14 protein-coding genes are annotated in these 13535 nt (G+C 59.9%); 9 read left to right on the forward strand and 5 right to left on the reverse strand.

The window, feature by feature from the left end; genetic code table 11:
• Nucleotides 1-6: 6 nt before the first annotated feature.
• Entirely contained in the window at nucleotides 7-552 is a 546-nt protein-coding gene (locus JJ869_RS01725) for a pseudouridine synthase (RefSeq protein WP_292264246.1), read from the reverse strand.
• Nucleotides 549-1010: a nucleoside deaminase gene (locus JJ869_RS01730; RefSeq protein WP_292264247.1), complete on the reverse strand. Its 462-nt coding sequence runs from the start codon at nucleotides 1008-1010 to the stop codon at nucleotides 549-551. The genes JJ869_RS01725 and JJ869_RS01730 overlap by 4 nt, the downstream gene beginning before the upstream one ends.
• Nucleotides 1011-1073: 63 nt before the next feature.
• Between JJ869_RS01730 and JJ869_RS01735 the strand changes: the two genes are divergently transcribed.
• The 8 genes from JJ869_RS01735 (at nucleotide 1074) to JJ869_RS01770 (ending at nucleotide 8593) form a co-directional block, all read left to right on the forward strand.
• The gene (locus JJ869_RS01735) at nucleotides 1074-1898 is read left to right on the forward strand and encodes a pseudouridine synthase (RefSeq protein ID WP_292264248.1); all 825 of its coding nucleotides are present in this window, start codon (nucleotides 1074-1076) and stop codon (nucleotides 1896-1898) included.
• 53 nt (nucleotides 1899-1951) lie between these two features.
• Nucleotides 1952-2149, forward strand: coding sequence for a hypothetical protein (locus tag JJ869_RS01740; RefSeq protein WP_292264249.1), 198 nt, complete (start codon nucleotides 1952-1954; stop codon nucleotides 2147-2149).
• Nucleotides 2149-3003, forward strand: a complete 855-nt coding sequence (locus JJ869_RS01745; RefSeq protein ID WP_292264250.1) for a hypothetical protein — start codon at nucleotides 2149-2151, stop codon at nucleotides 3001-3003. Before JJ869_RS01740 ends, JJ869_RS01745 begins: the two co-directional genes overlap by 1 nt.
• A 172-nt stretch (nucleotides 3004-3175) precedes the next feature.
• Entirely contained in the window at nucleotides 3176-4078 is a 903-nt protein-coding gene (locus tag JJ869_RS01750; RefSeq protein WP_292264251.1) for a 5-bromo-4-chloroindolyl phosphate hydrolysis family protein, read from the forward strand.
• 29 nt (nucleotides 4079-4107) lie between these two features.
• Nucleotides 4108-5307 carry a toxic anion resistance protein gene (locus JJ869_RS01755; RefSeq protein ID WP_292264252.1) on the forward strand — a complete coding sequence of 400 codons (1200 nt, stop codon included), beginning with the start codon at nucleotides 4108-4110 and terminating at the stop codon, nucleotides 5305-5307.
• An 88-nt stretch (nucleotides 5308-5395) separates the two neighbouring features.
• Nucleotides 5396-6283: a DUF2927 domain-containing protein gene (locus tag JJ869_RS01760; RefSeq protein ID WP_292264253.1), complete on the forward strand. Its 888-nt coding sequence runs from the start codon at nucleotides 5396-5398 to the stop codon at nucleotides 6281-6283.
• 17 nt (nucleotides 6284-6300) lie between these two features.
• A complete protein-coding gene (locus JJ869_RS01765; protein ID WP_292264254.1) occupies nucleotides 6301-7425 on the forward strand; it encodes an SPFH domain-containing protein in 1125 nt (374 codons plus the stop codon).
• A 55-nt stretch (nucleotides 7426-7480) separates the two neighbouring features.
• Nucleotides 7481-8593 carry a TFIIB-type zinc finger domain-containing protein gene (locus tag JJ869_RS01770; protein WP_292264255.1) on the forward strand — a complete coding sequence of 371 codons (1113 nt, stop codon included), beginning with the start codon at nucleotides 7481-7483 and terminating at the stop codon, nucleotides 8591-8593.
• A gap of 3 nt (nucleotides 8594-8596) precedes the next feature.
• On the opposite strand, the gene fnrL is transcribed toward JJ869_RS01770, so the two are convergent.
• The gene (gene fnrL / locus JJ869_RS01775; protein WP_292264256.1) at nucleotides 8597-9343 is read right to left on the reverse strand and encodes a transcriptional regulator FnrL; all 747 of its coding nucleotides are present in this window, start codon (nucleotides 9341-9343) and stop codon (nucleotides 8597-8599) included.
• A 59-nt stretch (nucleotides 9344-9402) separates the two neighbouring features.
• Here fnrL and hemN point away from each other — a divergent pair, with 59 nt between their 5' ends.
• On the forward strand, nucleotides 9403-10758 hold the full coding sequence (hemN, locus tag JJ869_RS01780) for an oxygen-independent coproporphyrinogen III oxidase (RefSeq protein ID WP_292264257.1): 1356 nt from the start codon (nucleotides 9403-9405) through the stop codon (nucleotides 10756-10758).
• Here the strand turns inward: hemN and JJ869_RS01785 are convergent.
• A complete protein-coding gene (locus JJ869_RS01785; protein ID WP_292264258.1) occupies nucleotides 10755-12347 on the reverse strand; it encodes an ABC transporter ATP-binding protein in 1593 nt (530 codons plus the stop codon). The two genes, hemN and JJ869_RS01785, sit on opposite strands and share 4 nt — an antisense overlap.
• A complete protein-coding gene (locus tag JJ869_RS01790; protein ID WP_292264259.1) occupies nucleotides 12344-13534 on the reverse strand; it encodes an ABC transporter permease in 1191 nt (396 codons plus the stop codon). The genes JJ869_RS01785 and JJ869_RS01790 overlap by 4 nt, the downstream gene beginning before the upstream one ends.
• Nucleotide 13535 lies beyond the last annotated feature (1 nt).

The following is a 13535-nucleotide window of genomic DNA, read 5'->3' on the forward strand; positions in this document are numbered from 1 at the left end:
CGCTACTCAGGCGTCGCGCCATGTCCCCGGTGCGATGCCGTCCAGCGACCATTCGCCAACGGACCACCGCACCAAACGTAGGCAGGGCAGGCCGACATGTGCCGTCATCCGGCGCACTTGCCGGTTGCGCCCTTCGGTGATGGTCAGGCGCAGCCACGCATCCGGAACCGTCTTGCGGTAGCGCACGGGAGGATCGCGCTCCCACAGGTCCGGGGGCGCGATCTGCTCGACTTGTGCCGGTCGGGTTGGGCCATCCTTGAGAACAACGCCTGCGCGCAACTGCTCAAGCTGGTCCTTGGTCGGAGTTCCTTCGACCTGCGCGAGGTAGGTCTTGGGTGACCGGAACTTGGGGTTACTGATCTTCGCCTGTAATTTTCCGTTGTCGGTCAGCACCATAAGCCCTTCGCTGTCCCGGTCCAGCCTACCTGCCGGATAGACGCCCGGTACGGTGATGAACTCGGACAAGGTGCGCCGCGCCGTGCCTTCGGTGCCTTTGTCGGTGAATTGCGACAGAACATCGAAGGGTTTGTTGAACAGGATGATGCGGGTCATACGCCGGTTCCCCGTTTCGCGGCAAAGAAATCGACCAGCAAGTGTTCGGCCTCGGATGCGCTCACCCCGTCATAGATCTCGGGCACGTGATGGCATTGGGGGTGCGAAAACACCCGCGCACCATGTGCGACGCCACCCGACTTGGTGTCCTGCGCTCCATAGTAAAGCCTCCGGATGCGCGCGTTTGAAATGGCACCAGCGCACATCGGACAGGGTTCGAGCGTGACGTAAAGATCGTGGTCGGTGAGCCGTTCCACACCCAGCAGGGCACAGGCATCGCGGATTGCCAGAATCTCGGCATGGGCGGTGGGATCGTTCAATTCGCGGGTCCGGTTTCCAGCCATTGAAACTAAGGACCCATCAGCAGCCACAACAACCGCACCTACAGGGACTTCACCGCGGTCAGCAGCCTCGCGCGCCTGATCCAGCGCCAGTGACATATTCGAACGGAACACCATGCGTCTGTCATAGACCGCGCATTCGGCTTTCCCAAGAGTATGAATTGGACTAAGCCGCTTGGCATGACACAAAACACGCCCCCCGGTGATCGCATCGCCAAAGTCATTGCGCGCGCAGGACTTGCCAGCCGCCGCGAAGCCGAGCAGCTGATTCTGCAGGGCCGCGTTTCCGTGAATGGCAAAGTGATCGACAGCCCGGCGCTGAACGTCACCGCGTCGGACAAGGTTGTGGTCAATGGCAAGGTCGTCGGCACGCCTGACGAGCCGCGCCTCTGGCTCTATCACAAGCCGGTGGGCCTTGTGACGACAACCAAGGACGAACAGGGACGACCGACGATCTTCGACAAGCTGCCAGAGGACATGCCGCGCGTGATGAGCGTTGGGCGGTTGGACCTCAATTCCGAAGGCTTGCTGCTGCTGACCAATGACGGCGGTATCAAGCGCAAGCTGGAACTGCCCTCAACCGGGTGGCTCCGCAAATACCGCGTCCGCGTAAAAGGCGCGCCGAGCGATGAAAAACTGGAACCTTTGCGCAAAGGCCTGACGATCGACGGAGAACGGTTTCAGCCGATGATCGTGACGCTGGATCGCCAACAGGGGGCCAATGCCTGGCTGACCATCGGTCTGCGCGAGGGCAAGAACCGAGAGATCCGTCGCGCCATGGCGGACCTTGGATTGACTGTGAATCGCCTGATCCGGGTGTCTTATGGCCCGTTCCAATTGGGGCAGTTGAAACCCGGTGAGGTCGAAGAGCTGCGCCGCAAGGTGGTCAGAGATCAATTAGGACTTGAGATGCCGACCGACGCGACGCCTGCCAAGTCTCTGAAACCAAAGGGCAATGCAGTTCGGCGCAAACCCCGCCCGACCGGGCCACGAAAGACTCCCTGATCTTTCCCTTTTAGTGCCCATTTTCCGCCCGGTTTGCTGCCGACAACAGCAGCATGTTGATCACCTTCATCACCTCTGCTGTGCTTGTGACGTCTGTGCTGCTGGTTCTGTCGAACCTCGGCACGGTTGCAGATGACACATCGAAAGCGCTCCGCGGCGCGGTGCAGCAAATCCGCACGCATGGCGTGATGGCATCCTGGGTGGCGTTCGCCATCCTATGGCTGACCATCTTTACTTTGGGGCTCCTCTGATGACGCTTCAGCTCAGAAGTTTGCTGGACAATGACCGCAGCGCCGCGCTGGGCAAGACTGCCCCTGCCGAGGACATACCGGTTGGATTTATGGTCCTGGCGACTTGTCCGCTGATTCTCTGGTTGCTGGACGGAACCGTTGCCGGCTTTGCCTCGGCCATTCTGATCATATTGCTTTTTGGGGTTGGTCTGTTGTTTCTGTCCATTGGACAGAAGGCGCATGTCGCCTATGATGCCTGCGAAATCGCCGCGCGGCCGAAAATTCCTTTCAAGCTGATCGGCAGCACGATTGTGGCTTTGGTTGTTGGTCTTCTGGCAACGACCAAGATCGCGGTGCCCGCGATTCCCCTCGTGATTGGTATCTCCACCTTTATTCTATGCCTGATCGCGTTTGGCCTTGATCCGATGCGCGACAAGGGCATGAACAATCCGGCAATGAAGCTTCGGATCATCAACACGCATCTCTACCAGGATTTCGATGATCGCTGCGAAGAATTGCTTCTGGCGCTGGCACGGCTCGAAGATGACGATCTCTACGAGCGGACGCGGGTTTCCGTGAACACCATCATGGGGCTTTTGGGCACCATCGATGTCGCTACCCCGACGCTGCAACGGATCGCGCCCACGGTGAACAAACTGCTCGACAAGATGCAGTTGGAAGTTGCGACTCTGATCGCAGCGCCGGATGGCAACGTCACTCCGTTCCAGCGTCGCAAGTTTCTGATCAAGATCCAGACACTTGTCGATACGTTCGAAACCCGCGCGCGTCAGCGGGGCATAGGACAAGGCCGCGACAATTTCGAACTTCAGACCGATCTTCTGTTCAACCGGATGCACCGTTACCAAGCGGCATGAGCGGAACTGCGCCGACTTCCCCCTAGTAAGCCTTTGGCACATCCCCTAAGTTTCCAACGACACTTGGGAAAGGGGATCTCATGTCCGGTGCCGGCCTGCAAAAAGTCAGCTACGCCTTGTTGCTTGTCGTGCTGTTTGGGGTGACCAGCGGCTGGCTTGGGGGGCTGTAACCATGGCCCAACGCTTTGGCGGCAAGTACAGCCCGGACGGGGCAACGCAGCAATCGTCGAAAGGTGGCCCGTTGAACGCGTTCAAAGGGGCAACCGTTGATCCTGTCGGTGCGCGATCCAACGTCCTGTTTATTCCACCTATCGTTCTTGCCTTCACCTCGATCAACGAAGGTGCGATTGGCATGGGCCTCGGGCTTGTCGGCGCAGGGGTACTGCTGCTGGGCGCGTGGCTGTTGCGGGGCGGTCTGACCGCCGAAGCAGCGTATAATGCCCGAAAGGTGGCGCGACGTCCGGCCTTTCCGCGCAAGATCGCTGCTGCCGTGCTGACAGGCATCGGCGTCGGTATTGCGGCTTTCGCCAATGAACCCGGGTTGATTGCGCCGATCATCTACGGAGCGGCAGCCGCCGCGCTGCATCTGGGCGCATTCGGGATCGACCCGATGCGGGACAAGGGGATGGAAGGGATCGACACTTTCCAGCAGGACCGCGTTGCGCGTGCCGTCGATGAAGCCGAGGCCCATCTTGCGGCAATGCGGGACGCGATCAAACGCTCCGGTGACCGTAGTATGATTGCCCGCGTGGAACGCTTTGAAACCACTGCCAAGGACCTCTTCCGCACGGTCGAGGAAGACCCGAGGGATCTTACCTCGGCGCGCAAGTATCTCAGCGTCTATCTGCTGGGCGCGCGAGATGCGACGATCAAATTCGCCGATGTCTATGCCCGAACACAGGACGCACAGGCACGCACCGATTACGAAGCCTTGCTGGACGATCTGGAACAGAATTTCTCCGCGCGCACGCGCAAGATGCTGCTGGATGACCGCTCTGACCTCACGGTCGAGATCGACGTCCTTCGGGACCGCTTGCAGCGCGAAGGTGTCCGAATTGATCGGGACGTGAAATAGAATAGAAATGTTTTGTAAAGGGAACCTCGATGTCTGAAACAACCCGCGCCAAAGCCCAGGACACATTGGCCCTGGTCGAAGAAGTGAACGCCGTGATTCTGCCTGAACCCAAAGCCGTGGACGCCATTGTCCCGCTGGCACAAGCCGACCCGGTTCTGAGCGACGAAATCCGCTCGCGCATGGCCGAGATCGACATGACGGATACCCAGTCCATCGTGTCCTTCGGTTCCAACGCACAGGCGGAATTGCAGGAAATCTCGCAGGCCATGCTGGCTGATGTCCGCAACAAGGATGTTGGTCCGGCAGGCGATAGCCTGCGCGGCATCGTCAGCACAATCCGCGGGTTTTCGGTCTCCGAACTCGACGTGCGCCGCGAACGGTCGTGGTGGGAAAAGCTGTTGGGTCGGGCCGCGCCCTTTGCCAAATTCACGGCGCAGTTCGAAAAGGTGCAGGCCCAGATCGACAAGATCACCGACGATCTGCTCAAGCACGAGCACACGCTGCTCAAGGACATCAAGTCGCTTGATCTGCTCTATGACAAGACGCTGCAATTCTACGATGAACTTGCGCTCTACATCGCGGCGGGTGAGGAAAAACTGCAAGAGCTCGACACCACGGACATCCCTGCCAAAGAAGCCGAAGTGCAGGCCGCACCCGAAAACGATCAGGTTATGAAGGCGCAGGAACTGCGCGACCTGCGCGCTGCGCGCGACGATCTGGAGCGCCGTGTGCATGACCTCAAGCTGACGCGTCAGGTCACGATGCAATCGCTGCCATCGATCCGACTGGTGCAGGAAAACGACAAGTCGCTGGTCACCAAGATCAACTCAACGCTCGTCAACACCGTGCCGCTTTGGGAAACCCAATTGGCGCAGGCGGTCACGATCCAGCGCTCTGCCGAAGCGGCCGCTGCGGTGCGGGATGCCAATGATCTGACCAACGAATTGCTGACCTCCAACGCCAAGAATCTGCGCGACAGCAACAAGCTGATCCGTGAAGAAATGGAACGCGGCGTGTTCGACATCGAGGCGGTGAAACAGGCCAATGCCGACCTGATCGGCACCATTCAGGAAAGCCTGCAGATCGCGGATGAAGGCAAGGCCAAACGCGCCGCCGCCGAAGCCGAGCTCAAGAAGATGGAAGCGGAATTGCGGGATACATTGGCTTCAGCCAAGGCGCGCAGGGACGGAATTGGCTCGAACACAGCCGCATCCATGCCGGATCAGTAACCACGTGAAGCGGCGTTGGTCTCATATTTTGTGGTCCTGCGCCGCCCTCGCGGCCCTGTCTGCCTGCGATCCGTTCAGCACGGCTCCTGTGCGGACGGACACCAAGCCGCAGGCACGGCCGCAAACTCAGGTTGCCGTTGCGCCGCCTGAGGCCAAAACACCCTCGCCACAGGCGCAGGAACTGCGCCGCTACTATGCCCGCGTTCAGGAAGACCTGCTTGTCCAAGGGTTGCTGCGTGTCGACGGCGGTGGTGTGGATACGCCCTATACCGACCAGATGCTGGCACGGAATTTCGAACGTATCGCCCTAGCCGAGGAATACACACGCGGCGCCGGTCTGCAGCCCTCAAGCGGTGCTCTTGGTGAGATCAAGAAATGGACTGTGCCAGTACGCGTCGGCGTGACCTTCGGCGACAGCCTGTCCGCCCAAGATCAGGTCAAGGACCGTGCGATTCTTGGCAGCTACACCCGGCGCCTTGCCCGCGTTACGGATCATCCGATTTCGCTCGTGTCATCTCAGCCCAATTTCCATGTTCTGGTGATGGGAGAGGACGACAAGGCGCAACTTCGCGACGCTCTTGACCGCATCGCGCCGGGGATGGAGGCGTCAAGTCGGGCGATCTTCCTGAATCTCCCGCGCTCGATCCATTGCCTCGTCGTGGCGTTTGCCGACAGCAATGCCAGCAGCGCCTACCGTCAGGCAGTGGCTCTGGTGCGGACAGAACACCCCGATCTCACCCGCCGCGCCTGCTTCCACGAAGAACTGGCCCAAGGTCTTGGCCTTGCCAATGACGACCAGAACGCACGCCCGTCGATCTTTAACGACGACGAGGAATTTGCGCTTCTGACCAGCCATGACGAACTGCTTTTGAAGATCCTTTATGACCCCCGCCTGCAACCCGGCATGTCCGCTGACGAGGCCCGACCCATCGTGTGGAGCCTTGCACAAGAGCTTGTCGAAGGCGGCCCAAGCTGACTGAACGGAGACCCCAGATGCCGATTTTCGATTTCCTGAGTGGCCAATTCATCGATGTCATCCATTGGACGGATGACACACGCGACCCGATGGTCTGGCGGTTCGAACGCGAGGGCCATGAGATCAAATATGGTGCCAAGCTGACTGTGCGCGAAGGGCAGGCGGCGGTGTTTGTGCATGAAGGCCAATTGGCCGATGTGTTCACGCCCGGGCTTTACATGCTCGAAACCAACAATATGCCGATCCTGACCTCGTTGCAGCATTGGGATCACGGCTTCCGGTCTCCCTTCAAATCCGAGGTCTATTTCGTAAACACCACCCGGTTCCAAGACCTAAAATGGGGCACGAAGAACCCGATCATCTGCCGCGACCCGGAGTTCGGGCCGGTGCGCTTGCGCGCGTTCGGCACTTATTCGGTGAGGGTCACCGATCCCGCGCGGTTCCTGAGCGAAATCGTCGGCACCGACGGTGAATTCACCATGGACGAGATCAGCTTCCAGATCCGCAACATCATCGTTCAGGAGTTTTCCCGCACCATCGCCCGAGCTGCGATTCCTGTGCTCGACATGGCGGCCAACACGCGCGAGCTGGGCAAACTGTTGGGCAAGGAAATCGCGCCCATGCTGGCGGAATACGGTCTTGAACTGCCGGAGCTTTATATCGAGAACATCTCGCTGCCGCCCGCGGTGGAAGAGGTGCTCGACAAGCGGTCGTCGATGGGGGTCATCGGCAACCTGAACCAGTACATGCAATTTCAGGCTGCCGAAGCGCTGGGCAAGGACGGGGCAGGCGCGGCTGCCATACAGGCGGGTCTGGGTGCAGGACTGGGCATGCAGGTCGGTCAAGCCGCAGCGCAGGCCGGTCCGTGGGGTGCGGCACCCCAGGTGCAGAGCGCCGCTGTGCCCCCATCGCGCCAGATGCCACCGCCACCGCCAGTGGAGCATGTCTGGCATGTGGCCGAGAACGGCGAAACCAAGGGGCCATTTTCCAAGGCTGCCATGGGCCGGATGGCCAGCGACGGTGCGTTGACCCGCGACAGCTATGTCTGGACGGCGGGTCAGGACGGCTGGAAAAAGGCGGAGGATGTCATGGAACTGGCCCAGCTTTTCACCGTTTTGCCACCACCCCCGCCCGGCGCGTGAACCTGACGACGGTTTTTCGCGTATTTGAAAAGAGAAGAAGCAGGGGACAGCCATCTTGTCCGAGGACACGTTAACCGAGCCACAAGAGCTGCACCGCTTCCCTTGCGATCAATGCGGTGCAGATTTCCGGTTCGATCCCGCCCAAGGGCGCCTGCTCTGTGATCATTGTGGCAACACAGCAGAGGTGGCCGGAACAGGGCCATGGGCAGGCGGTGCAATCCGCGAGATCGTCTTCCAGACGGCGATTTCCGATCGGCTGCCATCTCAGGAGATGGAAGAGACACGAGTTTCCACTTGTCCGAACTGCGCGGCGCAGGTTGAATTCGACCCCGGCGTTCACGCTGCAGAGTGCCCGTTCTGCGCAACGCCCGTCGTCGCCGACACCGGGGCCAATCGTCATATCAAACCCAAGGGATTGCTGCCCTTTGCGCTGGACGAAAAGGATGCCCGCACGGCCATGACCGACTGGCTGGGCCGGCTTTGGTTTGCGCCCAATGGCTTGCAGGACTACGCACGCAAAGGGCGCAAGATGACCGGGATTTACGTGCCCTACTGGACGTTTGATGCGGATACCAAGTCGTCCTACCGCGGCGAACACGGCACGGTCTACTACGAGACGCGCCAGGTCGTTCGGAACGGAAAGACTGAAACCGTGCGTGTTGCCAAAGTGCGCTGGCGTCCCGCCTCGGGACACGTGGCGCGGTTCTTTGACGATGTGCTGGTGCTCGCATCGCGATCACTGCCGAAGAAATACACCGATGCGTTGGAGCCTTGGGACTTGTCGGCCTTGGAACCCTACCAGCCGGAATTCCTCGCCGGGTTCCGTGCCGAGGCCTATAACGTCGAACTGGACGAGGGCTATCAAGAGGCGCGGTCCTACATGGACAGCATCATCATGCGTGATGTCAAATTTGACATCGGCGGAGACCGCCAGCGCGTGCACAACATCGACACGCGCATTTCCGATATGACATTCAAGCACGTCCTCCTGCCGGTCTGGCTGGCCGCTTACAAGTACCGGGGCAAGAGCTATCGCTTCGTGGTCAACGGGCGCACGGGTGCGGTACAGGGCGAACGGCCCTGGTCTGCGTGGAAGATCGCATTTGCGGTGATCCTTGGGCTTATCGTCGCCGCTGCATTCGGCTACATCGCTGCGATGAACCAATAAGGGTCAGATCAGCATCCCGCCATCTGTGTCGTCACCAGCTTCTTCGAGAAGCAGGGTCATGTCAGGCACCGTGATGTGACGCTTGCCCTCAAGCTGGATGATCCCATCCTTCTTGAGCGCCGACACCTGACGCGACACTGTCTCAAGCGTCAGGCCCAGGTAATCCGCCATGGCTTCGCGGGTCAGTGGCAGGTCGAAGGTGACAGGGCCATCAAGCCCACCCATGTTCAGCGTCGCATCGCGCCGGGCGATGATCGACAGCAGTGAGGCGATCTTTTCGCGCGCCGTTTTCCGGCCCAGCACCAGCATCCATTCGCGCGCAGCGTCAAGCTCGTCCAACGTCATCTGCAAGAGGCGCTGCGCGATATGCGGGGTCCGCTCCATCAGGTCTTCAAAGGGCGCTTTGCGGAAACAGCACATCACCATGTCCGTGGTCGCCACCACGTCATATGCCGCGGTTGGCCGTCCGGGTCGTCCGACAAAATCGCTGGGCAGCAAAAGACCGACCATCTGGGTCCGACCGTCTTCCATCGTTTGGGTCAGGGTTGCGATTCCCGACACGACCGAGCCCACAAAATCCATCCGATCCCCAGACCAGATCACCGTCTGGCCCGCTTCGTAACGGCGGTAGTATTTTATGTTTTCCAGACGCTCGAGCTCGTCCGTCTCGCAACGGGCACAGACGGCGCGATGGCGGATCGGGCAATCGCCGCAATCCTGAGTGACGGAGAGGCTGTCTTCTTTCAACATGGGTCCGTTCTTGATCTGCATCAAAGTTGATTGGGTGTAACTCTCATAATGGTATGCACATGGTAGCGAGAACACAACTTTCCCGTTTGGGACTATTCGACGCGAAGGTACCTCGGTATACGAGCTACCCTACGTCTCCGCATTTCAAGAATGACGTGAAACCGGGGGATTTTTCCAGTTGGATCGAAGCGATCCCGGAAAACTCGGACATATCGCTCTATTTGCATGTGCCGTTTTGTCGCCGTCTGTGCTGGTTCTGTGCCTGTCGGACGCAAGGCACCGCAAGCGGTGAGCCGGTGACCGCCTATGTCGAGACGCTCAAGGATGAATTGTCCTTGCTGAAACGGCATCTGCCGCGCGGTGTGCGCCTGTCACGGCTGCATTGGGGTGGGGGCACCCCGACACTTTTGTCACCGGACCACATGCGCGACCTTTCTGCTGCCGTGCGCGAAGTTGCGGATTTTGCAGAAAGTTACGAATTCTCGGTCGAAATCGACCCGAACGAGATTGATGCGGGTCGTCTGGATGCGCTGTTCGAAAGTGGAATGAACCGCGCGTCCATCGGTGTGCAGGATTTCGACCCGGAGATTCAAAAGACCATCGGTCGCGAGCAAAGCTTCGACACCACCAAACGTGCCGTCGACATGATCCGCGAACGGGGTATCCAAAGCCTGAATGCAGACATCCTTTACGGCCTGCCGGATCAGAGCCGTTCGAAGATCGTCGATTCGGTGCAAAAGCTGCTGTCCCTGTCACCGGATCGTGTGGCGCTTTACGGGTATGCCCATGTGCCATGGATGGCCAAACGGCAGCAGATGATTCCTTCGGACGCGCTGCCGCGTCCCGACGAACGGCTCGATCTGTTCGAAACGGCGCGCAAGCTGTTCGCTTGGGATAATTACGACGAGATCGGGATCGACCACTTCGCCACTAAGGAAGACGGCCTGTCCGTCGCAGCCCGCAAAGGGACGCTCCGGCGCAATTTCCAGGGCTACACCGACGACACATCGGATGTGCTGGTCGGTTTGGGCGCGTCTTCGATTTCAAAGTTCCCGCAGGGCTACGCGCAGAACGCGCCGGCCACGTCGGCCTACACCAAGGCCATCCGGGCGCATGAATTCTCGACCGTCCGGGGCCACAGTTTTACCGAACAGGATAAGCTGCGCGCGCGGATGATCGAGATGCTGATGTGCGATTTCCGCGTCAATACGGCCGAGCTGGTTCGTGACTACGAAACCACCGCAACCGAGGTGACGGAAATGCTCCGACGGGCCAATGGCGAATTCGAAGGTCTGCTTGTTGTCGATGACACCGGGCTGTTCGTACCGCATGACGCCCGTCCGCTGACCCGGATGATCGCGCGCAGCTTTGACGCCTACGATCTGTCCTCAGCGGGCCACAGCTCGGCGATTTAACTGGCCAGATCGAAGGCCGCGGCCATCAGTGTCTTGCTGTACTCCGTCTGCGGATTGGAAAAGATCTCTTCCGCCGTACCGTATTCCACCACATCACCGGCTTTCATCACGATGACCTTGTGGGACATCGCGCGCACGACCTTGAGGTCGTGGCTGATAAAGAGATAGGCAAGGTCGTATTTTCGCTGCAGGTCGCGCAGCAGGTTCACGATCTGCACCTGCACCGTCATGTCCAGCGCAGATGTGGGTTCGTCCAGCACCACCAGCTTGGGGCGCAGCACCATCGCCCGCGCAATTGCGATGCGCTGCCGCTGACCGCCGGAAAATTCATGCGGGTAGCGGTGCATGGTGGCCGGATCAAGCCCCACCTCGGTCATCACCTCGGTCACCAGTTCCCGGTCCGTCCGGCCATCTGGCGACCCGTGGACGCCCAGCCCTTCGGCAATGATCTGTTCGCAGGTCATGCGCGGACTGAGGCTGCCGTAGGGATCCTGGAACACGATCTGCATATCGCTGCGCAACCGCCGCAATTCCCGTGTGGACCAGTCGCGCACATTCTGCCCGCGATAGGTGATCCCACCTTCGGACCCGATCAACCGCATGATCGCCAGCGCCAGCGTCGTCTTGCCCGACCCGGATTCGCCGACGATGCCCACGGTTTCACCAGCCCGCACGGCGATCGTCGCATCATTTACGGCCTTCACATAGCCAACAGTGCGTTTCAGAAAGCCCTGCTGGATGGGGAACCAGATCTTGAGGTTGTCCGTGCGCGCGATTTCCTCTGCGCCTTCCTTGACCGGATTGGGTGATCCGGTGGATTCGGCACTCAGAAGCATCTGCGTATAGGGGTGCTGCGGGTTGCTGAAAATCTCGCGTGTCGGTCCGATCTCGACAATTAACCCGTCCTTCATCACGCACACCCGGTCTGCGATCTTGCGCACGATCCCAAGGTCATGGGTGATGAACAAAAGGCTCATATCCTCGGCCTTTTTGAGGTCGGCCAGCAGATCAAGGATTTGCGCCTGAATGGTCACATCAAGCGCCGTGGTCGGCTCGTCCGCGATCAGCAATTCCGGCCCGTTCGCCAAGGCCATTGCGATCATCACACGCTGGCGCTGACCGCCGGAAAGCTGGTGGGGATACGCCCCAAGACGGCTTTCGGGGTCACGGATGCCTACCTTGTTGAGCAGTTCGATGATCCGTGTCCGCGCCTCAGCCCCCGTCAAACCCTGATGCAGCGCCAGCGACTCGGCCAACTGCTTTTCCAGCGTATGCAGCGGGTTGAGCGAGGTCATCGGTTCTTGGAAAATGAAGCTGATGTCGTTGCCCCGGATACGGCGCAGCTGCGCATTGTCCGCGCCCACCATCTCTTCACCGTTGTAAAGCACCGACCCCGACACCCGCGCGGAATCACCCAAAAGCGACACCGTCGACAATGCCGTTACCGATTTGCCTGACCCGGATTCCCCAACCAGCGCCACGGTTTCCCCGCGCTCGATATGGAAAGACACGCCGCGCACCGCAGCCACCGTCTGTCCGTCTTGCCGGAACCCGACGCTCAGGTTCTTGACCTCAAGGATGTTCGTCATGTGAACGTCTTTCGTGGATCAAACGCGTCGCGGACGCCTTCGAAAATGAACACCAGCAGCGACAGCATCAGCGCGAAAACAAAGAAGGCGGTAAAGCCGAGCCACGGCGCTTGCAGGTTCTGCTTGGCCTGAAGGGTCAGCTCGCCAAGCGATGGCGCCGAGGACGGCAATCCGAAGCCAAGGAAGTCCAGACCTGCCAGCGTGCTGATTGTGCCCGTCACGATGAAAGGCAGCATGGTCAGTGTCGCCACCATCGCGTTGGGCAGCATGTGCCGGAACATGATCGTCGCGTTGGACACGCCCAAGGCTTTCGCGGCCCGCACATATTCCAGGTTCCGCGCCCGCAGGAATTCCGCCCGAACGACGCCCACCAAGGCGGTCCAGCCGAACAGCACTGTGAGAAACACAAGGAGCCAGAAACTTCGCCCCAAGATCGCGAATAGAATGATAATGATGTAGAGCGACGGGGTGGATGACCATATCTCGATCACCCGCTGGAAGATCAGGTCCAGCCAGCCTCCGAAATAGCCCTGCAAAGCACCGGCCACGATGCCGACGACGCTGGCCAGAACCGTCACGATCAGCGTGAACACGATCGACAGGCGGAAGCCGTAGATCACGCGCGCCATCACATCGCGCTTGGTATCATCGGTGCCCAGCCAGTTCTGTTCGTTCGGGGGCAGGGGGGCCGCGCCGGGGCGGTCCACCGGGGTCTGATAGTCGTAGGGAATGGGCGGCCAGATCGACCAGCCCTTGTAGAAATCCCCATCCGGCACAAAACCTTCCTCAACCTGTTTGATCAGGCCTTCGGGGTCGTCAAAGCATTCCTCAAGACCACCTGTCCGAATGAGGCACTGAACCTCGGGATCGCGATACGCGGCCTCGGTCCGGAAATCGCCACCGAACTCGGTTTCGGCGTAGAAGTTGAAGATCGGGGTGTAATATTCGCCGCGATACTGCACGAGGATCGGTTTGTCGTTCGCGATGAATTCAGCAAACAGCGACATCCCGAACAGCACGCAGAAGATGATCAGCGACCAGAACGCGCGGCGATTGCGCTTGAAGTTGTTCCAACGGCGCTGGTTCAGCGGCGACAGGGCGAAACGGCTGCGCACGGGCGCGACTGGCACCGTCGGGCTTGGTTCCGTCACGATGGCGCTCTGGTTCGGCTCAGGATTGGCTGCCATG

The sequence above is a fragment of the Marivita sp. genome (assembly GCF_017643905.1).
GTDB lineage: Bacteria > Pseudomonadota > Alphaproteobacteria > Rhodobacterales > Rhodobacteraceae > Marivita.